The 22,665-nt window shown below is 61.7% G+C and carries 20 protein-coding genes; 9 read left to right on the top strand and 11 right to left on the bottom strand.

What is annotated here, in order from left to right:
- Positions 1 to 36: 36 nt before the first annotated feature.
- The 3 genes from Q1A63_RS11870 to Q1A63_RS11860 are packed head-to-tail and all read right to left on the bottom strand — an operon-like array spanning position 37 to position 2,902.
- Positions 37 to 1,041, bottom strand: a complete 1,005-nt coding sequence (locus tag Q1A63_RS11870) for a TIGR01620 family protein (protein ID WP_299631687.1) — start codon at positions 1,039 to 1,041, stop codon at positions 37 to 39.
- Positions 1,041 to 1,490: a GNAT family N-acetyltransferase gene (locus Q1A63_RS11865; protein ID WP_298972122.1), complete on the bottom strand. Its 450-nt coding sequence runs from the start codon at positions 1,488 to 1,490 to the stop codon at positions 1,041 to 1,043. Before Q1A63_RS11865 ends, Q1A63_RS11870 begins: the two co-directional genes overlap by 1 nt.
- The gene (locus tag Q1A63_RS11860; RefSeq protein WP_299632099.1) at positions 1,487 to 2,902 is read right to left on the bottom strand and encodes a YcjX family protein; all 1,416 of its coding nucleotides are present in this window, start codon (positions 2,900 to 2,902) and stop codon (positions 1,487 to 1,489) included. Before Q1A63_RS11860 ends, Q1A63_RS11865 begins: the two co-directional genes overlap by 4 nt.
- Before the next feature lie 113 nt (positions 2,903 to 3,015).
- Here Q1A63_RS11860 and truA point away from each other — a divergent pair, with 113 nt between their 5' ends.
- Positions 3,016 to 3,789: a tRNA pseudouridine(38-40) synthase TruA gene (gene truA, locus Q1A63_RS11855; protein ID WP_298972120.1), complete on the top strand. Its 774-nt coding sequence runs from the start codon at positions 3,016 to 3,018 to the stop codon at positions 3,787 to 3,789.
- Positions 3,790 to 3,816: 27 nt separating this feature from the next.
- Here the strand turns inward: truA and Q1A63_RS11850 are convergent, their stop codons facing one another.
- The 4 genes from Q1A63_RS11850 to Q1A63_RS11835 all read right to left on the bottom strand — a co-directional run bounded on the left by Q1A63_RS11850 (position 3,817) and on the right by Q1A63_RS11835 (position 8,406).
- Positions 3,817 to 4,323: a hypothetical protein gene (locus Q1A63_RS11850; RefSeq protein WP_298972119.1), complete on the bottom strand. Its 507-nt coding sequence runs from the start codon at positions 4,321 to 4,323 to the stop codon at positions 3,817 to 3,819.
- Positions 4,320 to 5,972 (bottom strand): hypothetical protein, encoded by a 1,653-nt coding sequence (locus Q1A63_RS11845; protein WP_298972118.1) that lies wholly within the window; start codon positions 5,970 to 5,972, stop codon positions 4,320 to 4,322. Before Q1A63_RS11845 ends, Q1A63_RS11850 begins: the two co-directional genes overlap by 4 nt.
- The gene (locus Q1A63_RS11840; RefSeq protein ID WP_299631684.1) at positions 5,969 to 6,949 is read right to left on the bottom strand and encodes a membrane dipeptidase; all 981 of its coding nucleotides are present in this window, start codon (positions 6,947 to 6,949) and stop codon (positions 5,969 to 5,971) included. Before Q1A63_RS11840 ends, Q1A63_RS11845 begins: the two co-directional genes overlap by 4 nt.
- A 221-nt stretch (positions 6,950 to 7,170) precedes the next feature.
- A complete protein-coding gene (locus Q1A63_RS11835; RefSeq protein WP_299631682.1) occupies positions 7,171 to 8,406 on the bottom strand; it encodes an acyl-CoA dehydrogenase family protein in 1,236 nt (411 codons plus the stop codon).
- A gap of 81 nt (positions 8,407 to 8,487) precedes the next feature.
- Here Q1A63_RS11835 and Q1A63_RS11830 point away from each other — a divergent pair, with 81 nt between their 5' ends.
- The 4 genes from Q1A63_RS11830 (at position 8,488) to Q1A63_RS11815 (ending at position 12,250) form a co-directional block, all read left to right on the top strand.
- The gene (locus tag Q1A63_RS11830; RefSeq protein ID WP_299631680.1) at positions 8,488 to 9,522 is read left to right on the top strand and encodes a phosphotransferase; all 1,035 of its coding nucleotides are present in this window, start codon (positions 8,488 to 8,490) and stop codon (positions 9,520 to 9,522) included.
- A 4-nt stretch (positions 9,523 to 9,526) separates the two neighbouring features.
- Positions 9,527 to 10,138: a 2-hydroxychromene-2-carboxylate isomerase gene (locus Q1A63_RS11825; protein WP_298972108.1), complete on the top strand. Its 612-nt coding sequence runs from the start codon at positions 9,527 to 9,529 to the stop codon at positions 10,136 to 10,138.
- A gap of 66 nt (positions 10,139 to 10,204) precedes the next feature.
- Positions 10,205 to 11,398, top strand: coding sequence for an FAD-binding oxidoreductase (locus tag Q1A63_RS11820; protein WP_298972106.1), 1,194 nt, complete (start codon positions 10,205 to 10,207; stop codon positions 11,396 to 11,398).
- A gap of 18 nt (positions 11,399 to 11,416) precedes the next feature.
- On the top strand, positions 11,417 to 12,250 hold the full coding sequence (locus Q1A63_RS11815; RefSeq protein WP_298972104.1) for an NAD(P)-dependent oxidoreductase: 834 nt from the start codon (positions 11,417 to 11,419) through the stop codon (positions 12,248 to 12,250).
- Between the two features lie 4 nt (positions 12,251 to 12,254).
- Here Q1A63_RS11815 and Q1A63_RS11810 read toward each other — a convergent pair whose 3' ends face one another.
- Entirely contained in the window at positions 12,255 to 12,953 is a 699-nt protein-coding gene (locus Q1A63_RS11810) for a GntR family transcriptional regulator (RefSeq protein ID WP_298972102.1), read from the bottom strand.
- On the bottom strand, positions 12,950 to 14,314 hold the full coding sequence (locus Q1A63_RS11805; protein ID WP_298972099.1) for a formimidoylglutamate deiminase: 1,365 nt from the start codon (positions 14,312 to 14,314) through the stop codon (positions 12,950 to 12,952). Before Q1A63_RS11805 ends, Q1A63_RS11810 begins: the two co-directional genes overlap by 4 nt.
- Positions 14,315 to 14,390: 76 nt before the next feature.
- Here Q1A63_RS11805 and hutI point away from each other — a divergent pair, with 76 nt between their 5' ends.
- The 4 genes from hutI to hutU are packed head-to-tail and all read left to right on the top strand — an operon-like array spanning position 14,391 to position 19,588.
- Positions 14,391 to 15,593 carry an imidazolonepropionase gene (gene hutI / locus Q1A63_RS11800; RefSeq protein WP_298972097.1) on the top strand — a complete coding sequence of 401 codons (1,203 nt, stop codon included), beginning with the start codon at positions 14,391 to 14,393 and terminating at the stop codon, positions 15,591 to 15,593.
- The gene (gene hutH, locus Q1A63_RS11795) at positions 15,590 to 17,155 is read left to right on the top strand and encodes a histidine ammonia-lyase (RefSeq protein WP_298972095.1); all 1,566 of its coding nucleotides are present in this window, start codon (positions 15,590 to 15,592) and stop codon (positions 17,153 to 17,155) included. The genes hutI and hutH overlap by 4 nt, the downstream gene beginning before the upstream one ends.
- Positions 17,145 to 17,927: an N-formylglutamate deformylase gene (gene hutG, locus Q1A63_RS11790; RefSeq protein WP_298972092.1), complete on the top strand. Its 783-nt coding sequence runs from the start codon at positions 17,145 to 17,147 to the stop codon at positions 17,925 to 17,927. The genes hutH and hutG overlap by 11 nt, the downstream gene beginning before the upstream one ends.
- Positions 17,924 to 19,588 (top strand): urocanate hydratase, encoded by a 1,665-nt coding sequence (gene hutU / locus Q1A63_RS11785; protein WP_299631675.1) that lies wholly within the window; start codon positions 17,924 to 17,926, stop codon positions 19,586 to 19,588. Before hutG ends, hutU begins: the two co-directional genes overlap by 4 nt.
- Here hutU and Q1A63_RS11780 read toward each other — a convergent pair whose 3' ends face one another.
- Both Q1A63_RS11780 and Q1A63_RS11775 read right to left on the bottom strand, forming a co-directional pair.
- Positions 19,589 to 20,857 carry a tetratricopeptide repeat protein gene (locus Q1A63_RS11780; RefSeq protein WP_298972087.1) on the bottom strand — a complete coding sequence of 423 codons (1,269 nt, stop codon included), beginning with the start codon at positions 20,855 to 20,857 and terminating at the stop codon, positions 19,589 to 19,591.
- Positions 20,858 to 20,918: 61 nt separating this feature from the next.
- Complete coding sequence (locus Q1A63_RS11775) at positions 20,919 to 22,283, bottom strand: MATE family efflux transporter (protein WP_298972085.1); 1,365 nt, start codon at positions 22,281 to 22,283, stop codon at positions 20,919 to 20,921.
- Between the last annotated feature and the right edge of the window lie 382 nt (positions 22,284 to 22,665).

Here is a 22,665-nt window from a genome sequence, read left to right as displayed (position 1 = left end):
CTCCTTTGCGTGCGCGGTCATCGCGCCTGTCTGCATTCAGGATTTTGACGTCGAAAACAGTCCGCCAAGGCTCCTCTTGATGATATCGCGCACTTTTGGCTTTTTTCCAGTGGCAAACGGCAGCGGTCGGCACACTTCCATCGCCGCAACGCCCACGCGAGCGGTCAAGGCGCCATTGACCAGCCCCTCACCGAACCTGCGGGAGAGTTTTCCCAGGATGGACCCACCCAAGACCGGCTCCAGCAGGTCATCTCCGACGGCCACCGCGCCGGTGGCCACCAGATGCGCCATCACTGCACGGGTCAGCCGCCATCCGCCCAGGAACCCGGAGCGCCCGCCATAGACTTCGGCAATCCGCCGGATCATCCGCAGGTTTGCGGTCAGCGCTGCCGCGACGTCGGCCAGCGCCAACGGGACAAGTGCCGTGACCGTGGCCACCTGACGGGCTGCGGCCTCCACCTCGCGCGCTGCCGCCACATCCAGCGGGCCGAGAATTTCGCTATCTGCCAGCACCAGAAGGCTCGATGCATCCATCTGGTCGCGCTGCAATTCCTCAAACCGACCGCGGCCCCAGCGCGTGTCCTCACGCCCTTTGTAGAGCGCAAGAAGCCGATCCGTGACGGCGCGGGCCGCCGTCAGATCCTCCGCTTCAAGCGCGGTATCTGCAGCGCGGCGCAATCCATCCAGCCGCCCTAACCGGCCCAACGCCGCAAATTCACGCAGGCAGATTGCAACCAGCACCAGCAAAAAGGCTCCGGTCAGCGCCGTCACCCCCCACCCCAAAATCGGGTTGCGCAGCACCAACCCGGTCAGAAAGTCCCAGGCGGCGATGGACGCCACGGCCCCGATCAAGGCGACCGCCAGCGACCAGAACCAACGTACCAGACGCGAGGGCTTGCGCGCAGCAATGCCCGCGGCCACTTGCATCGCCTGACCCTGTGGAAGTGCCAGATCCTCGTCCGGCACCGGCGGCGCATCGGCAACGTTCGGCCCGGTGCGGTCTTCCGCGTCTATTTCAATAAGAACCGGCCCCTTGGCCATCAGAAGGCGCCCTTGGCCCACTCGAACCGGATATCGGGCAGGCCCACGTCATTTTCGCTGCCATCCGTGCGGGCGGTCTCGATAAACCCGCGCAGCCCGTAAAACCGGGTCGCTGACGAATTCGCCTGATAGCTCCACAGCGCCAGGAAATCACATTCCGTCTTGGCATCATCCAGCAGCGCGGTACCCACGCCACAATCCTGTGCCTCCGGCAGGACATAGAGCGCGTGCACATCGCTTTCGTGCCGTGCAATGAAGCCCACGACCTTCCCATCGATTTTCGCCACGCGCACCCATCCGGCTTCGATCATGTCGCCAGCATACATGATTTCCTCAGCTGCGGAGTGAAGTCGCGGCAGCCAGGGCATGGTGTCATTGGACACTGACAAAATGTGGCCCACGGCGCCTGCATCAAGGCTGCGTGCCGGGGTGATCATGATCGTGCTCATAGCCTATCCCCTAAAAGGAATTGGGCTGCCTTATCAAGCCGGATGTGCGGTGGACCATCGCCGGGGCGCAAAGTAAGCGGCGAAGGTGCGAAATTCATCACACGGTAGTCCTGGTCCAGCCAGTTTTCGGCTCCCTCGCGCGCAGGCGTTAACAAATGGCTGGGATCCTCGGGCAGCGCACCGGGATAAAATGCTGCCTCTTTCCCGCTGTCCAAAAGGGTGCCGCGGACCACGTCCAGCGCCTGACCATCATGGGTGATGCTGTCCTCGGTCGTCGCCCGTAAAGAGGCAATCGCCATGGCGGAGGTTTCGGCACCGGCAAACCGCGCGCGATCCGCCGCCCCACGCAGGAAGGCCTCCATGATGGCGGTGAGACGCTTGTGCTGTTTGTGATGCAGGTGATCTGCCTTGGTCGCAGCAAAGAGGATTTTCTCCACCCGCTTGCCCTGAAAAAGCTGCGTCAAAAAGGCGTTTTGCCCCGGTCTGAAAGCGCCCAGAATATCGGCCATCGCATCGCGCATGTCTTCGACGGCGCGCGGTCCCTTGTGGATCGCCCCCAAGGCATCGACCAGCACCACCTGACGGTCAATGCGGGAAAAATGATCCCGGAAAAACGGGCGAACAACTTCGCGTTTATAGGCCTCATAACGGCGGTTCATCTCGCGCAGCAACGAGCCGCGGGGTCCCGTGCCCTCCCCCGGCAGCGGCGCGAACGTCAGAACGGGTGATCCAGCAAGATCCCCCGGCAGCAGGAAGCGACCCGGCGTGCAATCGTAAAACCCGGCGGCGCGCGCCGCATTCAGATAGTCGGTGAATCGGGCGGCCAGTGTTTTCGCGGTGGTTTCTTCCAAAGACGCCGTGGCATCGGTGTCACCCACCAGCGCCGCAAACTCCTGCGCTGCCTCGCGATTTCGCAACCGGTCGAGCGTTTCACGCGACCACTCGGCGTAGGATTTATCCAGCAGGGCCAGATCCAGCAGCCACTCGCCGGGGTAGTCGACGATATCAACGTGGATCGTACGCGGCCCTTGCAGCCCGGCCAGCAAGCCCGCACGGCGGACGCGCAGTGACAGGCGCAATTCGGAGATGGCGCGCGTGCTGTCGGGCCATTTCGGGGCCTGCGCGGTAAGCTGCGACAGATGTGTTTCGAAATCGAATCGCGGCACGGTGTCATCTGGCTGTGGTTGCAAAAACGCTGCCTCGATGCGACCCTCAGCGGCGGCGACAAGATGCGGCATCCGTCCACGGTCCAGCATATTGGCCACCAGTGACGTGATAAAAACCGTCTTGCCAGAGCGCGCAAGACCGGTCACGCCAATTCGGATCACGGGTTCAAATAGGGTCTCGTTGACCGTGTCCTGCACCGTTTCAATCTGGCGCAGCACCGTATCGGCGAGTGACGAAATGACCAAAGCCTGACTGCCCCTGCGGTTCTGTTTCCAGATACATAAGCCCTGCTGCAGGGGCACGCCAGTGCGAACAAAGGCATTTGACGCAATGGGCGGCACAGGCTAGGGGCAGCGCCATGCCCCGCTATGCACTGAAAATCGAATATCACGGCGCCCCCTTTGCCGGCTGGCAACGCCAGAAAGACCAGGTGACGGTTCAGGGATCCATCGAGGCCGCTCTGGCCCGGCTGGAGCCGCGCGCGCATACGATTGCCGCCGCCGGGCGGACGGATGCTGGGGTTCACGCGCTGGGTCAGGTCGCTCATTGCGATATGGCTGCGACCTGGACTCCGTTTCGTTTGTCCGAGGCGCTCAACTACCATCTCAAACCTGCGCCTGTTGCAATCATCGACTGCGCGGAGGTAACGGAAGACTGGCATGCAAGGTTTTCAGCGCAGGAGCGTCAGTACCAGTTCCGCATCCTGACCCGCCGCGCGCCCGCGACGCATCAGGAGGGGCTGGTCTGGCAGGTCAAACACGACCTTGATGTCGATGCGATGCAGGCCGCGGCACGTCATTTGGTCGGACGCCATGACTTCACGACCTTCCGTTCAACCATCTGTCAGGCCGACAGCCCGGTGAAGACACTGAACCGGCTGGAGGTGACGGCTGTCGACACACCGCACGGGCGCGAGGTGCATTTCGATGTGCGCGCGCGATCTTTCCTGCACAATCAGGTCCGCAGCTTCGTCGGCACGCTGGAACGGGTGGGCGCGGGATCTTGGGACCCCGACCAGGTGGTGCTTGCGTTGGCAGCCCGGGACCGCGCGGCCTGCGGCCCGGTTTGCCCGCCCCAGGGCCTCTACCTCGCGCATGTGGTTTATGAGACGGATCCGTTCGCGGGCGCGTAAGATCCTGCGAGGGTCAATTCGACTTACTTAGTCATTGTCCGTGAGACCGGCACCCGCGCCAGCAAGACGCGAGGCCTCGCTCTCCGGGACAAAAGTGCGCGCCGCCAGGGTCGTCATCTTCTCAATCGCAAGGTCGCAGCCGGTGATCCGGTCCAACGAGACACCCGGTGCCGGAACGGCCGATTCTAGCACAACATGAAAGGTCTCAGGCGTTCGCGCAGTAATCGTGGTCTTGCACGGCAAGCTTTCCAGATAGCTTTCGAAAAGCGCCGCATAGGCTCCAACTTCGACACTGGCATCGATGCTCTGCTGTCCCTCTGCGGAGATCATGACCCGGCTGATCTCAACCGGTATCTGCAGGATCGGTCCTGAGGGCAGCTGCTCCAACGCGCGCAGCAGATCATCCGCCGACCGTCCCCGACCCAGATGTTGCGCAGCGGCTTGGCCAAATTGAGCGGCCTGCCCCGGTGGCGCCGCTGCCCCGCGCGCGGCTTTTGTGGCCAGGGCCAGGATTTCCGCACGCGACCAGCTCATGGGCCAAAAACCGGCAACCACCAATCGTCTGCGCGCGCGTCCAACTCATCCGCCAAAGGCGCCCCTTGGCACAGGGTAATCCGCGTCCAGCGATCCGACTTCGGGTCAAACTTGGAGGCCCCGAAAAACGACAGCTTGCACCGCAGCATATCAATGGGCAGACAGTTTTCTGCGATCAGATTGTCGCGGATTTCCGCATAGGGGTAGTGACCTGCAAGACCCGCGCGCGACACCGCCAGAAAATGCTCGGGGTGACGCTCCAAAAACGCGCAAATGCCAACGGGTTCCGACGGCAGATCATCGTATAGCGCTCTGATCCGACGCGCGATATCCAGCGGGCTTTCCAATTCCGCACCCGCTTCGGCGAAACGGTTGCCCAGCCGGGGTTCCTGTTTCGCCGAACTCACATACCAGAATTGCTGACATTGATCCGTCGCGGCATAGTCCAGCTGAAGCGCCCAAACGAAATGCGCCTCAATGGCGTCGCGCAGCGCATTTGTATCCCTGGGCAGCGCCGCCATCGGCCCGATAGGATCAGCCATACAGTCCGTCAATCCGTCCACCAGGTCCGGGAAGAGTTCAATCACAAGTGCTACAATCAATTCCTGCACATCTTCGGTCTGGTCCGATGACCAACTCAGCAGGGCCTCTATCGCGTGATCGGCCATCATGTTTTCTGGCGTCAGCCAAGCAAGAACCCGCGCCCAATCCCGCCGCAGGTCGTCGATGCGCTGCTGATGCCGGGTGTCAGGCACCTGCCATTGGCTCAGATGCTGCGCCGCACGGGTCGCCAAATCGTGCAACCGCTGCACGGATGCAGAATCCAACCTCGGCACCGCCCGCACCCGCGCCAATGCCGTTTCCCGTGCCAGCATCCAGTTGTTCAGCAAAACCGGATGCGTCACCAGAAAGGGCGCCATGCCCAGCCCGGTGGAATTGCCGATGCCCAGGTGTCGTTTGAGCCTGCGGTCGAGCGTGCCCTGGCCCACATGCTCCACCAAGTCATGCGTAAAGTGGCGGATCAGCCAGACGGTCAGCATTTCGGCCATGAAAGGCCCGGAAAGACCGGGGCGCGTTTCAATGACCACGCGATCGGCGATGCCAAACTTGCCGTTGCCGTAAACGGCCGTGGTGCGCATCAGGTATCCGATCTGGCGCACCATTGCGGCATCCGGCTGCTGGCCAGCGCGCAAACGCTCCACAACATGCGCAAACAACCTGACCGACTTATTAGCGCGGCTGAGCACCAGATCACGCTCGGTAAAACGGGCCGCCTCCTGTTTTGGGGCAGCGCTGCAAATCCGCGCAATTTCATCCGCATCGGGCACGCCGTCATAGAGCACATAGGCGGTGTCCCAGGCGGTGGCGATCACCCGGTCGGTGCGCTCTTCGGGGGCGAGCTGCGTTGACACCGCAACGAGCGAATAGGTGTATCCGCCAAGGGTCACGCAATATACCGCGTGACCGTAGCCCTCGGGACACATCTGCCAGACATGCCGCGTTACCTGGGCGTTTTCAGCTGCCAGAAACCGCGTCAGCGTGCGCAGAAAGGACAGGCGCGTGGGAAACATCGACCCCATCCGCGACAGGCGCATCACCTGACCGGGCGAGCGCAGCGGCGCTTGTGGCGGGGCAGACAGATCCTTCATAGCGGACCGAAGCTTTCTGTGTAGAAACGGTGCCAGTTGCCGCCCATGATCCCGTCTACCTCCTCCGTGGTCATACCCTGATCCAGCAACCCTTTGCGTATATTGCCAAAATCCCTGTTGTCCTCAAACCAGTCTGGCATCGGTGGGAAGCCCGCGTTTGCGGCTGATCCCTCGCCGTAGTCTATGGTTTTTGACCACCGCCCCACCCGCATCCATTCCACGACGCTATCGGGCTGATCCTGACAGAGGTCCGATCCAAGACCCAGATTGCGCGCGCCGTACCGCTCCGCGGCCTCCGCAATCATACCACAGAAGCTTTCCAGCGTGCAGGCACCGCCGCCCGCCAGATGATGCGGATACATCGAAAAGCCCAGCATCCCTCCGGCCTCCGTCAGCGCGGACAAAACACGGTCGGATTTGTTGCGCAGCGCCGCATGCCACCAATGCGGGTTGGCATGGGTGATGGCGATGGGACGGGTCGACTGCGCAATCGCCTCAAGTGTGGAACGCTCCGCGGAATGCGACATGTCGACGACCATGCCGACCCGGTTCATCTCGGCCACCACCTGCTTGCCCATCCGTGTCAGGCCGGTGTCATCCTCCTCGTAACAGCCCGTCGCCAGCAGCGACTGATTGTTATAGGTCAGTTGCATGAAGCGGATGCCCAGTTGGTGGCAAATTTCCACCAGCCCAATGTCATCCTCAATCGGGCTCGGGTTCTGGAAGCCAAAGAAAATCGCGGTGCGCCCGGTCTCTTGCGCCCTGCGCACATCCTGCCCTCTTGTTCCTTTGAAGATCAAATCGGGATGATCCTCGAACCACCGGTTCCAACGCTCCAGATTAAGCACCATTTCACGGAACGTCTCATGATAGGCGATCGTGACATGCACCGCATCGACGCCGCCCTCGCGCATTTGCTCAAAGATGCGAGGTGAAAAATTTGCATATTGCAGATTGTCTATGAGTGGCGCGCGCATGTGTGCACTGTGAGAGAGAAACCGGCGCCGCTCAATTCAAAAAACGACCGAAATGGCTGTAGACCGGCATCTCGTGTGATTGAACTCGCTTAAACGAATTGATGTTAATCAATTATATGACTTCAAAGCCTCCATCAAAAATTCACAAAATTGATAATATGCGATATTATGGCCGAAACCAGCGGGTATAGCGGGCCGTCGCAAAACGACTGTCAAAAAACTCAGATCTTTTCCTGCGTATGCTTTCGCAACTCCGCGCGCGCGACCTGTCGGCGGTGCACCGCATCGGGCCCATCCGCAAAACGCAGCGCGCGTTGCCAGGTCCAGGCCATGGCCAGCGGCGTGTCCTGGCTGATGCCCTGCCCGCCGTGCATCTGCATCGCCTCATCGATCACCTTCAACGCCATGCGCGGGGCAACCACCTTGATCTGGCTGATCCAGGGCGCTGCCGCGCGGGCGTCCCCCTGATCCATCATCCACGCCGCTTTCAGGCACAATAGCCGCGCCTGTTCGATCTCCATACGCGCCTCCGCAATGATGTCGAAATTCGCACCCAACTGCACCAGCGGCTTGCCAAAGGCCTCTTTCTGCAAAGACCGGCGGCACAGCAATTCCAGCGCGGCCTCCGCTTGCCCGACCGACCGCATGCAATGGTGGATCCGCCCCGGCCCCAGGCGACCTTGTGCAATCTCAAAACCGCGCCCTTCGCCCAGCAACATGTTCTCCGCAGGCACGCGCACGTCGGAAAAACGGATATGCATGTGCCCGTGGGGCGCGTCGTCATGGCCAAAGACCTTCATCGGGCGCAGTATCTCAATACCCGGCGTCGCGGCGTCCACCACGATCATCGAATGGCGCTTGTGTTTGGCGGCGGCGTCGTCGCCGGTGCGCACCATCACGATATAGACCTTGCAGCGCGGATCGCCGGCGCCAGAGGCCCAGTATTTCTCGCCGTTCAGGACATAATCATTGCCCTGCCGCACACAGGACATCGCGATATTGGTGGCGTCTGACGAGGCAACCTCCGGCTCCGTCATCAGGTAGGCAGACCGAATCTCACCTTCCAGCAACCGCGCCAGCCACTGCTCTTTCATCGCAGATGTCCCGTAGCGCTCGAACACCTCCATGTTGCCGGTGTCCGGTGCCGAGCAGTTGAAAACCTCCGCGCCCAGCGGCGTCTTGCCCATTTCTTCGGCGAAATAGGCATATTCAACGGTGGTCAGGCCGAATCCCTTTTCGGAGTCGGTGAGCCAGAAATTCCACAACCCCGCCGCCTTGGCCTTGGCCTTCAACCCTTCGAGAATTTCCGCTTGTCGGTCGGTATATTGCCAGCGATCCCCCTTGCCAATCTCTGCATGGTATTCTGCCTCCATCGGCATCACATCATCGCGGATCATCGCCGCCACACGGCCCAGAAGGTCGCGGTTTTTCTCCGCCATGCCAAAGTTCATATCCACGTCGCACTCCTCCTTTGACACGATCGGGACTTTCCCCGCCGCCGCAGACTTGCTTAGATCACCGGGACTTGTCCATGGGCCATGAAGGATTTCGCGATGCACCGGTACGACCCAGACGCGCTTGCAGCCTATCTTGCCGACCATGTGACAGGGTTTGAGCGGCTGGACAGCATCGAGAAATTTTCTGACGGGCAGTCCAACCCCACCTATCTGATCAAAAGTGGCGCGCAGGCTTTTGTGCTAAGGGCAAAACCGCCGGGCAAGCTCCTGAAATCCGCCCATGCGGTGGACCGCGAATACCGGGTGATGAAGGCGCTGGTCGACACCGACGTGCCGGTGCCGCGCGTCTATCACCTCTCGGGTGAAGAGAGCCCGATGGGCACGCAGTTCATGGTCATGCAGATGGTGGAGGGGCGTATTTTCTGGGACCCGGCCTTGCCGGAGCTGGAGATCTGTACCCGCGCTCAAATCTACGATGCGATGAACAGCGTGCTTGCGGCACTTCACAGCATCGATCCCAAATCGGTCGGGCTGGAGGACTATGGCAAGCCCGGCAATTACTTCGCCCGGCAGGTCGGGCGCTGGTCCGGCCAGTATCGTGATACGGCAACGGAGGTGCTCGCGGATGCGGAGTGGCTGATGGATTGGCTGGGCGAGCATATGGTGGCTGATGACGGGGCCAGCAGCATCGTGCACGGCGATTTCCGCATCGATAACATGATCTTCGCCCCGGAGCGCCAGGAGGTCGTTGCCCTGCTCGATTGGGAGCTGAGCACGCTGGGGCACCCGCTGGCCGACCTTGCCTATCAATGCATGCACTGGCGATTGCCGCACAAGGGACACTTTCGGGGTCTTGGCGGCGTGGATCGCGCGGGCCTTGGCCTGCCGGAGGAGGAGGCATATGTGGCCGCCTATTGCGCGCGCCGCAACATCCCGACGCCCGCGCATTGGAATTTCTATGTCGTCTTTTCCTACTTCCGGTTGCTTGCCATTTTGCAGGGCGTGTTGCGCCGGGGGCTGGACGGCAACGCCTCAAACCCAAAAGACACCGGCCGGTTGCGCGACGTGATCGCCTTGATGGCCAAAGATGCGCGCAACCTGGCGCAGAAAGGATGATCAGATGAAAACCATTGAGTATTTCTATTCCTGCCACTCGGTCTTTGCCTATCTGGGCGCGTGGCGGCTGGCCGAAATTGCCGATGAAAAAGGGGCAAAGGTCATTCACCGCCCGTTTGATCTTGATCCGGTCATGGTGGCCGCGGGCAGCACACCGTTCAAGGCGCGCTCCAAAGCCCATAAAGCATATTATTTTGGCCGCGAGATCATGCGGTGGGCGGAGTATCGCGATCTGCCGTGGATCAAGCGTCGCCCCAAACATCACGACAACCCGCTGGCTCTGGGGAATGGGGCGATCATTGCCGCGCAATCCGCTGGCCTGGACGTCGACGCACTGTCGCGCGCGCTGCTGCAGGCGCATTGGCGGGACGACGCGGATCAGGCCGATCCGCAGATGATATCTAGCGTCGCAAACTCTCTGGGGCTGGACGGCCATGCGCTGCTGGATGCGGCCCGCAGTGAGGAGACACAGCAACAGCATGACGCCAATACGGCCGACGCCATTCGTCTGGGTGTCTTTGGCTCTCCGACCTATTTTGTGGACGGCGACATGTTCTATGGTCAGGATCGGCTGGAGCTTGTGGCACGCGCGCTGGACCAGCCCTTTTCAACATGAGAATTCACAAAGCTTGACGAACCCATATCGCCCGTGTTCCAGAGGCAACGCGGACGTGGGGGGATCATGACACAGCAGCATTCATCTTATGATGTCGTCATCATTGGCGGGGCCATCTATGGGTCAAGCGTCGCATGGTGGCTGACACAGATGGCCGGGTTTGACGGTCGCATTCTGGTGGTCGAAAAGGACCCCAGCTATGAATTCGCCGGTACCAGCCACACCAATAGCTGCATCCGGCAGCAGTTCTCCAACAAGGTCAACATCGGCATTTCGCAGTTCGGGGCGGACTTCATCAAGAATTTCCAAAGCTTCATGGGCGACGACCCGGACGTGCCGGAACTGGTGCTGCAAAGCTACGGCTACATGTATATGGCCGATACGCCGGAATTTGCGGACACCCTGCGCGATAGCCAGAAGGTACAGGCAGGCCTTGGGGCGGGGACAAGATTCATGACCCCGGAGGAGATCGCGGCAGACTACCCCTTCTATATGCTCGATGACATTCTGGGGGCGAACCACAACCTGATCGACGAGGGGTATTTTGACGGCGGCACGATGTTTGACTGGTTCAAACGCATGGCGCGAAAAAACGATGTGGAATATGTGGCCGACGAGGTCATTGCCATCGCGCGCGCAGGCAATCGCGTCGCAGGCGTGACGCTCAAGACGGGCGGCAATGTGGCCTGCGGCACGGTGGTCAACGCCTCCGGCACACGCGGGGCGCAGACCGCGCAGATGGCGGGGCTTGATATTCCGATCGAGCCGCGCAAGCGCTACACCTATATCTTCGATGCCGCGCACCCGTTGGACCGTGATCTGCCGCTGACCATTGACCCCTCGGGCGTACACATGCGCACCGACGGGCGCTATTATCTTGCGGGCGGGCCGCCGGATGATGACCCCGCGGTGGCACATGACGATTTCAACGCCGATCATGCGTTGTGGGAAGATAAGTTCTGGCCGATCATCGCCACCCGCATCCCCCAGTTCGAAGAGATCAAGCTGATCAACATGTGGGTCGGGCATTACGACTACAATACGCTGGATCAGAACGCGATTGTCGGCCCGCATCCGGAGGTCGGCAACTTCATGTTCATCAACGGGTTTTCCGGTCACGGGTTACAGCAAGCACCGGCTTTGGGGCGCGGGCTGGCGGAACAGATTGCCTATGGTGAATACCGCACTCTGGACCTCGCACCCTTCTATGTGGACCGGGTTCTGCGCGGTGAGAAATTCTTGGAAAAGGCCGTCATCTGACGGCAAGGAAGGACAACTATGAAACTGGTTTTGACAGGGGCCGCAGGCCGTTTGGGGTCGTATTTGCGTGAACCGCTGGCGGCGATGTGCGACACGCTGGTCAGCACGGATATCGCCGAAGACATCGGCACGCTCTATGACGGTGAAACCTATGTGCAGGCCGATCTGGCGGATATGGCACAGATCGCCCCCGTCCTCGAGGGCGCGGATATGGTGATCCACTTCGGGGCCATCGTCGATGAAAAACCCTTCGAAGAGCTGCTCGGCCCCAATTTCGTTGGCTCCTATAACATCTGGGAGGCGGGCTACAAAGCGGGGGTGAAACGGATTGTCTACGCCTCCTCGATCCACGCGGTCGGCATGTACCCCAAATCCGAATGCATCGGCATCGACGTCCCGCATCGCCCCGACACCTTCTATGGCCTCGCAAAATGCTTCACCGAAGATCTGGGCCGCATGTATTGGGAAAAGCGCCAGCTGGAATCGGTGCATCTGCGCATTCTCTCCTGCGCGCAGGTCAGCAACACCCGCGCGTTGGGATCGTGGCTCAGCTACGATGATCTCATTCAGTTGGTCACCCGCGCCATCGACACCCCCTCGGTGGGCTTTGCCATCATCTACGGCGTGTCCAACAACGACCGCGCGCCGGTGGACAATGCCAAAGCCGCCTTTCTGGGCTACCGGCCCAAAGACAACGCCGAGCAATTCGCGCAAACTGTGCTCGCCGAGGCGGGGCCCGTAGATGTGACCGACCCGGGGCAGATGTGCCACGGCGGACCGTTCTCCTCGGTCGATCTGGGGCAAAGCGGCATGGCGCAGTTGAACATCGTCGACGACCGCAAAGAGACCTGAGCCATCAGATCTCGGTCTGCATCCGGTAGCCGGGGGCAAAGCTCAACCGCACAAAAGTGACGGAGCGCGCTTCAAACCACGTGGTGCGCTCTGTCACGAAAACGGCCGCGCCGACCTGCGTTTGCAACAGATCGGCGGTTTCGGCGGAAGCGTTTTCTGCTGCGAAGGCAATATCGCCACGCGAGAACGGCGCGTGTTGCAACAGCCATTCATTGGCACTGACCTGTGAAAAATCCTGGCTGGACGCAGCCGGCACCGTTTCCAGATTGATCCAGCGATCCTCTGCCACAAACGGCACGCCATCTTGCAGGTGCACCGCACGGACCTGCAAAAACCCATCCGATCTTGCGCGCATATAGGTTTGCAGCGCAGCGTCTGGCACCGCCCGCCCAGCCGAAATCAGGTGATAACCATAGGCGTGGCCAGCCTGCTCGATCTGTCGTCGGATCATCGGAATTTCAAGCGTCGCGCGCCGGACGGGGTGCAGCGCCACCCGCGTGCCCGCTTTGCGCCGACGCTCCAACAGCCCGGCATCAGAGAGCGCCCGCAAGGCCCGGTTCACCGTGACCCGCGCGCAGCCCAGTTCATCGGCCAGATCCGCCTCATTCGGGATCATCTCGCCGGGGCGCCAGATCCGCGCTTGCAGTCGGCGCAACACCTCGTCGCGCACCGCCTGCCAGCTGTTGAAGACGGGCGCTGTCACATCACATCCCGGAGCTTGGCGAGGGTCCTGACATAGCGGTCACAGATCGCGCGATGGCGAATGTGTTCTCCGTCCTGCACCAAATGCCGCCCCGCGGACCAGACATCGCGGATCATCCGGTGGTCGCCCGCAAAGATGAAACTGTCGAGGATCGTATCCCCCTCGCGCCCCATCAGGTCAGGCGCGGCGCCGTCGAGCGCCAGCAGATCCGCCCAGGCGCCCGGTTGCAGCCCCCCGCGCCCCCGCGCCGCAGCCTGCGCCCCACCCGACACCACCGCGTCGAACAAGACCCGACCGGTCGACTGCGCCTGCGTTGCAAATACCGCTCTGCCGTGATCGCGCAACCGTTGCGAATACTCCAGCGTGCGCAGTTCCTCGACCAGGGAGATGCGGATATTGCTGTCTGACCCAACCGCCATGGCCCCGTCTGCGGCCTGCCAGCCCACCCCGTCAAAAATCCCATCGCCAAGGCTGCTTTCGGTGATCGGGCACAGCCCGGCAACCGCACCGGTTGCCGCCAACCGTACCACCTCACGCGGCGACAGTTGCGTGCAATGGATCAGGCACCAGCGCCCGGTTACGTCGATGTTGTCGAGCAACCATTCGGTTGGGCGTGCGCCCCAGGCGGCCTCCACTTCTTCGACTTCCGCTTGCTGTTCTGCCAGGTGCATATGGATCGGGCCCTCTTTCGCAAGCCCGGCAATTGTGGTCAGATCCTCCCGAGCGACAGCGCGCAGGGAATGGGGTGCGACACCTATTGCCGCATCTTTGGACAGGGTTTTTACGGCCTGCTGCGCCCCCTGCCACAGTTTCGCAAATCGCTCAGGGTCATTGCCAAACCGCACCTGCCCCGGCCCCAGGCCGCGTTTGTCACAGCCACCGTATTGGTAGTGCACGGGCAAAAGCGTCAGCCCGATACCGCTTGTTTCCGCCGCGCTCACGATCTGCTCTGACATCTCGGACAGGCGGTCATAAGGTGCGCCGCCCGGCTGATGGTGCAGGTAGTGAAACTCGACCGAAGCGCCGAACCCGGCCTCCAGCATCTCCATCTGCACAAAAGCCGTGATCGCTGCCACATCATCCGGGGTCAGTTGATCAAGAAAGCGGAACATCAGCTGTCGCCAGGTCCAGAAGCTGTCGCACGGGTCGGGGCCCCGCCGCTCGGAAAGCCCGGCCATCGCCCGCTGAAACGCGTGACTATGCACATTCACCGGCGCCGGCAGCAAGATGTCAGCGCGCGTGCCCTGCGCCATTTGCTCTGTCTGGACATCCGTAATGCGCCCCGCGTCATCAACATCGACGCGGACGTCTCGCGCCCAACCCTCCGATGTCAGCGCATGTTTCGACCAAATCACCGGCACCGGCTTCTCCGTCTTGACAGAAAAATATGTACATACATAATAATAAAGCCACTCTGTTCCGCAAGAGGTTTGATGCATGATTCTGTCCAATCTCACCCTCATGGCGATGACCGGCGCGGCCCCGCCGCTGCCGGATGCCGCCATCGTGATGCAGGGGGATCGGATCGTTTGGGCCGGGGCCCGCACCGCCCTGCCAGCGGAATATCACAAAGGCGATCATATTGATCTGGGCGGGCGCCTGGTGACGCCCGGCCTGATCGATTGCCATACCCATGTTGTCTTTGGCGGCAACCGGGCAACCGAATTCGAAATGCGGCTCGAAGGCGCAAGCTACGAAGACATCGCACGCGGTGGCGGTGGCATCATGTCGACCGTGACGGCGACACGGGCAACCTCTGAAGAGGCGTTGATTGAACAAGCCCTGCCCCGCGTGGATGCCATGATCGCCGAGGGCGTGACCCTGCTGGAAATCAAATCCGGATACGGGCTCGATCAGGAGACCGAGTTGCGCATGCTCCGCGCCGCGCGCGCCGTTGCCGAACATCGCCCCATACGCATTTGCACCAGCTTTCTGGGCGCGCATGCGCTGCCGCCGGAGTACGCAGAGAATGCGGATGCTTATATTGATGAGGTCTGTATCCCCACGCTTCAGGCGGCCCATGCCGAGGGGCTGGTGGATGCGGTGGATGGCTTTTGCGAAAACATCGCCTTTGACACCACCCAGATCGCGCGCGTCTTCGATGCCGCCCATGCCCTTGATCTGCCCATCAAGCTGCACGCCGAACAATTGTCTCATCAGGGCGGCACGGCCTTGGCCGCTGCCCATGGCGCGCTATCGGCGGATCATCTGGAATATGCCACCGAGAAAGACGCCAAAGCCATGGCTGCAGCGGACATGGTGGCGGTGATCCTGCCCGGCGCCTTCTATACCCTGCGGGAACGCCAGAAACCGCCGGTTGAAACCTTCCGGGCCATGGGGGTGCCGATGGCGATCAGCACCGATTGCAATCCGGGGTCGTCGCCGATGACTTCGCTGTTGCTTGCGATGAACATGGCCTGCACGCTTTTCCGCATGACCCCGGCGGAGGCGCTCGCGGGCGTGACCTGCCATGCCGCCCAGGCCCTTGGGCAAAGCAACGCCGGGAAAATTGCCACTGGGTGTCACGCCGATCTGGCGATCTGGGATGTCACGCATCCTGCGGAGCTGGCCTACCACATCGGGTTCAACCCGCTGCATGCGCGGGTCTTTGGCGGCCAACTGGAAGGGCCCGGGGCATGACGCAAATTCTGGTGCCCGGCGCGACCACGCTGCGCGATCTTCATGCGGTTTGGACGGGTACGGGACTTGTGACGCTGGCCGCAAGCGCCCGCGCTGGCATTGATGCCGCCGCGGCACTGGTGGAACGGGCAGCACAGGGCGACGTCGCCGTTTATGGCGTCAACACCGGGTTCGGCAAACTTGCGAGCATCAAGATCGCGGCCCGTGACACCCAAGCCCTGCAACGCAACCTGGTGCTTTCCCATTGCTGCGGTGTCGGCGAACCGCTGGAGGCCAACACCACCCGGCTGATGATCGCGCTGAAGCTGCTGTCGCTGGGGCGCGGTGCATCGGGGGTGCGCTGGCAGACTGTCGCGCTCCTTCAGGACCTGCTCGCCCATGATGTGATGCCCGTCATACCGGTCCAAGGGTCGGTGGGGGCCTCTGGCGATCTGGCGCCCCTGGCACACATGGCCGCGGTGCTGATCGGCGAGGGAGAGGCGGTTTTTCAGGGCAATCTGATGCCCGGTGCGGCGGCCCTGAAAGCCGCTGGCGTGTCCCCGGTCACGCTGGGGGCAAAGGAAGGCTTGGCCCTGATCAACGGCACGCAATTCTCCACCGCCTGCGCTTTGGTGGGTCTTTTCGCCGCCTGGGAGAACGCCCGCGCCTGTATCCTGACGGCGGCCCTGTCCACCGATGCGATCATGGGATCGACAGCGCCTTTGGTCCCCGAAATTCACCTGCTGCGCGGGCATCAGGGCCAGATTGAAGCCGCCAGTGCGCAGCGCGCGTTGATGCAGGGGTCAGAGATCCGCGAAAGCCATCGCGACGGTGACACCCGTGTGCAGGACCCTTATTGCATTCGCTGCCAGCCGCAGGTTTCAGGGGCCGCGATGGACCTGCTGCGCGTGGCTGGCGCGACCCTGGAGACAGAGGCCAATGCGGTGACGGACAACCCGCTGGTCCTCGTGGATCCGTCGCATCCGACAGGCGGTCAAATCGTGTCGGGCGGGAATTTCCACGCTGAACCCGTGGCTTTTGCCGCCGATCAGATCGCCGTCGCGCTGGCAGAGATCGGGGCCATCGCGCAACGCCGCGTGGCGCTGATGGTGGATCCCACGCTCAGCTTTGATCTACCGCCTTTCCTGACACCTGATCCGGGTCTGAATTCCGGGCTGATGATCGCCGAGGTGACGACCGCGGCACTGATGAGCGAAAACAAGCACCTCGCGACCCCCTGTGCCACCGACAGCACCCCAACCTCGGCCAATCAGGAGGATCACGTTAGCATGGCCGCACATGCCGCGCGCCGTCTTCAGAAGATGAATACCAATCTCAATGTAATTCTCGGGGTCGAAGCCATCTGTGCGGCCCAGGGGATCGAATGCCGCGCGCCGCTCAAAACCAGCCACGCCCTGCAAACTGCGATGAACCTTCTGCGGGCGGAGATCGCCCCCCTCGAAGCGGATCGCTATCTGGCCCGGGATATCGAGACCGCAGCTCGTATGATATCAACGGGCACGTTGGTGCAGGATCTTGACCTGCCCTGCCTGCAAGAAGGAACAAGACCTGATGCCCGTTGATGTCACTGTTGGGTCAAGCCCGCTGATCCTTGCGATCCCGCATGCCGGGACCGAAATCGCGGACCCGATCCTGCAGCGGCTGAATGAGATCGGGCGCCGCTTGGCGGATACCGACTGGCATGTTGATCGGCTGTACAGCGATCTGATTGATGATGTGACAACCTTGCGCGCGAATTTTCACCGCTACGTCTGCGATGCGAACCGCGACCCCAGCGGCGCCAGCCTCTACCCGGGGCAAAACAGCACAGGTTTGGTACCGCTGACGAGTTTCGACGGGGAAGACATCTGGGACGACCCGCCCAACAAGGTCGAAATGGCCACCTGGCGCTCTGCCTGTCACGCGCCCTATCATGCCGCCCTCGCCGCGCAAATCGCGCGCCTGCGCGCCAAACACGGATTTGCCGTGCTCTACGATTGCCATTCGATCCGGTCAAAGATCCCCTACCTGTTCGAAGGCACCTTGCCCGATTTCAGCATCGGCACCTACATGGGCGCGTCCTGCGATCCGGAAATCGCGGCGCAGGTCACGCAGGTTTGCAAGCAGGCGGCAGATTACTCCACTGTCGTCGATGGGCGTTTCAAAGGCGGCTGGACCACCCGCAAATTCGGCCGTCCGGAAAACAACGTGCATGCCATCCAGATGGAATTGGCCCAATCCACCTACCTGACCGATGAGGCAGCCCCATGGCAGTATGACGCGGCCAAGGCAGCCCCTCTGCGCGAAATCTTGAAAGACGTATTGACCTATCTGAAGCACTGGAGGCCCGCATGAGTGATCCGCGCAAGAATATCCGCGACGTTTTCCCGGCCACAGGGCCGAAGATCACCGCCAAAAGCTGGCTGACCGAAGCGCCGATGCGGATGCTGATGAACAACTTGCACCCGGATGTGGCGGAGAACCCGCATGAATTGGTGGTCTATGGCGGCATTGGACGCGCCGCACGCACCTGGGCGGATTTCGATCATATCGTCGCCAGCCTCAAAACGCTTGAGGAAGACCAGACGCTTCTGGTGCAGTCCGGCAAGCCCGTGGGCATTTTTCAGACCCACAAGGACGCCCCGCGCGTCCTGATTGCCAATTCCAACCTGGTGCCGCATTGGGCCAATTGGGACCACTTCAATGAACTCGATAAGCGCGGTCTGGCGATGTACGGCCAGATGACGGCGGGATCGTGGATCTACATCGGCTCGCAGGGCATTGTGCAGGGCACCTATGAGACCTTTGTCGAGGCAGGCCGACAGCACTATGGCGGCGATCTGACCGGGCGCTGGATCCTGACCGCAGGATTGGGCGGCATGGGCGGTGCGCAGCCACTTGCCGCGGTCATGGCCGGGGCCTGCTGCCTGGCGGTCGAATGCAACCCGGATAGCATAGATTTTCGCTTGCGTACCAAATATCTAGACGAGAAAGCTGAGACTTTGGATGAAGCACTGACGCTCATCGAAAAATGGACAGCGGCAGGTGAGGCGAAGTCCGTGGGTCTGCTCGGCAACGCGGCGGATGTTTTCCCGGAACTGGTGCGGCGTGGGGTACGGCCCGACATCGTGACCGATCAGACCAGCGCGCATGATCCGGTCAACGGCTACCTGCCGCAGGGCTGGAGCCTTGGCGACTGGAAGGCCAAGCGCGAGAGCGACCCCAAGGCCGTGGAACGGGCCGCGCGCGCCAGCATGAAGGTGCATGTCGCCGCCATGGTGGATTTCTGGAACGCCGATGTGCCGACGCTCGACTATGGCAATAACATCCGGCAGGTCGCGCTGGAGGAAGGCCTCGAAAACGCCTTTGCCTTTCCCGGGTTCGTCCCGGCCTACATCCGCCCGCTCTTTTGCCGGGGGATTGGGCCGTTTCGCTGGTGCGCCCTGTCGGGCGATCCGGAAGATATCTACAAGACTGATCGCAAGGTCAAAGAGCTGATCGATGACCCGCACCTGCACAATTGGCTTAATATGGCCCGTGACCGGATCAGCTTTCAGGGGCTTCCCGCGCGAATCTGCTGGGTCGGTCTGGGTGTGCGCCACAAATTGGGGCTGGCCTTCAACGAGATGGTGCGCAGCGGCGAGCTATCCGCCCCGATTGTGATTGGGCGGGACCATCTGGATTCCGGCTCCGTCGCCTCGCCCAACCGCGAGACCGAGGCGATGAAGGACGGCTCAGACGCGGTCAGCGATTGGCCCTTGCTGAATGCGCTGCTGAACACGGCCAGCGGGGCCACCTGGGTATCGCTGCACCACGGCGGTGGTGTCGGCATGGGGTTCAGCCAGCATTCCGGCATGGTGATCTGCTGCGATGGTACCGAAGATGCGGACCGACGGATCGCGCGTGTGCTTTGGAATGACCCTGCAACCGGCGTGATGCGGCATGCGGATGCGGGCTATGCCGAGGCGCTCGATTGCGCCCGCGAAAATGAGTTGAACCTGCCGGGCATACTTTAGCTATGACGCGTAAGCATCTGCAATCACAGGGCGCCTGAGCGCTGCGAGATCATGTGCCTCAACCCTCAGGCCCTGCCGCATGAGGCAGGCCAGCAGGCTGTGCTCCACCAGATCACGCTGTGCGCGACTGCCGCCGATGCGCGCGGTATCGGCCATCGCACTCTTGAAATGACGCGCGGCAGCGGCCCAATCGCGGCGCGCCATGTCCTGAAACCCTTGCGCGATGCTGGGCACCAGATCCGAAGCGGGACCTGCGGGCTCCGAGATGATCCGGGAGATGCCCGAGGCCTCACCGGCCATGGCATGCGACACCGCGACATGCATATCGACAAAAGCATTGCCCGTGCGCGGAAAGGCCCGGGCGGCGAATTCGCTGATGGACACCCACCGCTCCTGCGGCACGGTAATACCCGCCAATTCCGCTCGATGCAGCAATGACGCCGTATCCACCAGCACACTCAGGGGCGCGCCACCGATCGCCGCTTCCGGCGTCACGGCATCATCCAGCAGTGCCCACATGCCCGCGACATCGCCGGTCTGTAGCATCCAGAGAGCCTGGTGCCAGCTGAGATGCCCGTGCATCACACCCGCCTTGGCATAGCCGGGCAGCCACGCCTTTAAATAGGCGATCCCGCTGTCAACATCCCCCTCTTCGTATGAAACGTGGCTGCGCACATGCGCGCCATGGGCGTTGTCGGGGTTGAGTGCCAGCGACCGGTCGATCATGTCACCCGCCTGCGCCAGCTGCCCCGTTTCGCAGAGCGCAAAGGCGTATTGGCTCATCAGCCACCAATCCTCACCGTAATGCGGCATCAGACGCGACAGAAAAGCCAGCATCTGCGCTTCGCGCCCGGGCTGGCCGGAAAACCCGATCAGCCCGTAGATCGAGGAGCTGGTCTGTGCGACAACGGCGTCCCGCGGGAAACGGTCCACATGGTCATAGACCGCCTGCAGCGCCTCGGCCCCCTTGCCGCCCATCATCAAGGACAGCATGTGGATTTGCGAGGCTTCGCGCGCAGTCACGCCACCAGCAAGCGTCTGTGCCTGGGCGATGGCGGCCTGCGCCCCCGCCATGTCACCAACCGTTTGCCGGGCGCGGGACAGGCCCGCGTATGCGGCGGCGAATCCGGGATCGGCCTCGATCGCGGCGAGAAATCCTGCGTCCATTTCCGGTCGCCCGGCAAGCAGCCGGTCAAGCGCGCGGTCATAAGCGTCGGCCGCAGCCTGAGACGTGGTCGTCAGCGCGTTGCCATAGCGATCTTTGTACATGAAGCCCCCCGGATATCAGGCGAGACGCTAGAACGGCTGAGGCGGTGGCGCAAGCCGCACCTCAGGCGGCTGCTGTCTTGAGCCTGCGCAGGGCGAACCCCCAGAACCTTGCCGACAACAGCAGGGCGGCAACGCCGAGGCCAATGACCAGACCGGCCCAGACCCCGATACCCTCATAGCCCAGCACAAAGCCAAGCACATAGGAGCAGGGGATGCCGACACCCCAATAGCTCAGCGCGGCACAGATCATCGGCACCCGGGTGTCCTGCACACCGCGCAGCAATCCAAGGGCAATCACCTGAGCGCCGTCGACCAATTGAAAAAGCGCGGCCATCGCCAGAAGCCCGGTCCCAATCAGCAGGATCGTGTCCCTTTCCGGTTCATCCTTCTGCATGAAGATCGAGATCAAAGGCTCTGGCATCACAAGGAAAAGTACCACAGTCATCATGGCGATGATCAGCGACATTGCGGTCACCATCCGCGCGCCTTTGTCCATGTGGTTGGGGTCATGGCGGCCGTAGGCATTGCCCGCGCGAATGGTCGCGGCATTGCTCAGCCCCATGTGCACCATGAAAGCAAGGGCCGAGAGCTGCACCGCAATACCATGCGCGGCCAGCGGCACAGTGCCCAGCCATCCCATCATCATGGCGGAGGCGGCGAAAAGACCCACTTCGCTGAGACCCGTCAGCCCAATGGGCCAGCCCAGACGAAACACCTGCGCCAGCATCTGACCGTCTGCGCGCCACAGGCGTTGGAAAAGCGCGTGTTCCGGCAGCGCCACCCGCGCGTAGATAACGATACCAATGAGCGCACAAATCTGGGTCGCGACAGAAGCAATCGCGGCACCGGTGATGCCAAGTTCCGGCGCCCCCCAATTGCCGAAAATCAGCGCGTAGTTGACGACAGCGTTCACAACAGCGCTGAACACCGTGATCCACAATACCACCTGTGTCCGCTCCAGCGCCGCCAGATAGGATTTGATCACCATGACCAGGAGCGCCGGCAGAATGCCAAAGCCTGCGACGCGGAGATAGGCGCTCGCATCGGCTGCAAGGCCCTCGCCCTGTCCCAAAGCGATGAGCAAGGGCTCCGACCAGAACATGGCGGGCAGTGCCAGCACGGCAAATCCGAAACTCAGCCAGAGCCCCATCCGCGTGGCCCGACGCAGTCCGACCTCGTCGCCTTCCGCGTCAAAGGAGGCGACCATCGGCATCACCGCCCAGGCGAAGCCCGAGCCAAAGATGAACAGTACAAAGAAGAAGGTTGAACCCAGCGTCACGGCGGCCAATGCCTCGACACCATACCAACCCAACATGACGGTATCGGTGACACCGATTGCCATCTGGGCCAGATGCCCGCCGATCAGCGGCAGGCCAAGGGTCAGGATAGCGCGACCGTGTTCGGGATATGTCATCACTTTGCGCATGAAACTGCATTACGCCCAGTGCGCGCCGGGGGGAAGAGGTCTCGATGATCCTCGCTCAAAAAACCTGCCGCGGTGGCAGGGGCATCTCAGCTTCAAAGCCGAAAACCGAAGCTCCAGCCTTGATGTCGAAACCGCTGAATGCCACCGGATACCCCCTCCGCAATAGCAAAACGGTGCAAGGCCACAGGCCGTTTGCACGGGATAGAACGCGATGGACACTGGCCGCAGCAGGAACAAATCCGGGACACCGGTCACAAATCTGAAACAGATGCTGTTCTGTAGCGGGTCGAAAATCTTGGAGTTCGACACAAATAACACACCATAAGTGCTTGAATGGCGGAGAAAACCTGTCAATCTGGCGGCGCGAGTACGATAAGACATC

Source organism: uncultured Roseobacter sp. (assembly GCF_947499265.1).
Taxonomy (GTDB): domain Bacteria; phylum Pseudomonadota; class Alphaproteobacteria; order Rhodobacterales; family Rhodobacteraceae; genus Roseobacter.
This window is presented reverse-complemented; position numbering and strand designations above follow the sequence as displayed.

Coding starts and splice junctions, on each gene's coding strand:
- Q1A63_RS11830 (WP_299631680.1), top strand. CDS start 8,488: ATGAAGGATTTCGCGATGCACCGGTACGACCCAGACGCGCTTGCAGCC.
- Q1A63_RS11775 (WP_298972085.1), bottom strand. CDS start 22,283: ATGCGCAAAGTGATGACATATCCCGAACACGGTCGCGCTATCCTGACC.
- Q1A63_RS11840 (WP_299631684.1), bottom strand. CDS start 6,949: ATGCGCGCGCCACTCATAGACAATCTGCAATATGCAAATTTTTCACCT.
- Q1A63_RS11780 (WP_298972087.1), bottom strand. CDS start 20,857: ATGTACAAAGATCGCTATGGCAACGCGCTGACGACCACGTCTCAGGCT.
- Q1A63_RS11845 (WP_298972118.1), bottom strand. CDS start 5,972: ATGAAGGATCTGTCTGCCCCGCCACAAGCGCCGCTGCGCTCGCCCGGT.
- hutU (WP_299631675.1), top strand. CDS start 17,924: ATGAGTGATCCGCGCAAGAATATCCGCGACGTTTTCCCGGCCACAGGG.
- Q1A63_RS11850 (WP_298972119.1), bottom strand. CDS start 4,323: ATGAGCTGGTCGCGTGCGGAAATCCTGGCCCTGGCCACAAAAGCCGCG.
- Q1A63_RS11865 (WP_298972122.1), bottom strand. CDS start 1,490: ATGAGCACGATCATGATCACCCCGGCACGCAGCCTTGATGCAGGCGCC.
- truA (WP_298972120.1), top strand. CDS start 3,016: ATGCCCCGCTATGCACTGAAAATCGAATATCACGGCGCCCCCTTTGCC.
- Q1A63_RS11820 (WP_298972106.1), top strand. CDS start 10,205: ATGACACAGCAGCATTCATCTTATGATGTCGTCATCATTGGCGGGGCC.
- hutH (WP_298972095.1), top strand. CDS start 15,590: ATGACGCAAATTCTGGTGCCCGGCGCGACCACGCTGCGCGATCTTCAT.
- Q1A63_RS11825 (WP_298972108.1), top strand. CDS start 9,527: ATGAAAACCATTGAGTATTTCTATTCCTGCCACTCGGTCTTTGCCTAT.
- hutI (WP_298972097.1), top strand. CDS start 14,391: ATGATTCTGTCCAATCTCACCCTCATGGCGATGACCGGCGCGGCCCCG.
- Q1A63_RS11815 (WP_298972104.1), top strand. CDS start 11,417: ATGAAACTGGTTTTGACAGGGGCCGCAGGCCGTTTGGGGTCGTATTTG.
- Q1A63_RS11870 (WP_299631687.1), bottom strand. CDS start 1,041: ATGGCCAAGGGGCCGGTTCTTATTGAAATAGACGCGGAAGACCGCACC.
- hutG (WP_298972092.1), top strand. CDS start 17,145: ATGCCCGTTGATGTCACTGTTGGGTCAAGCCCGCTGATCCTTGCGATC.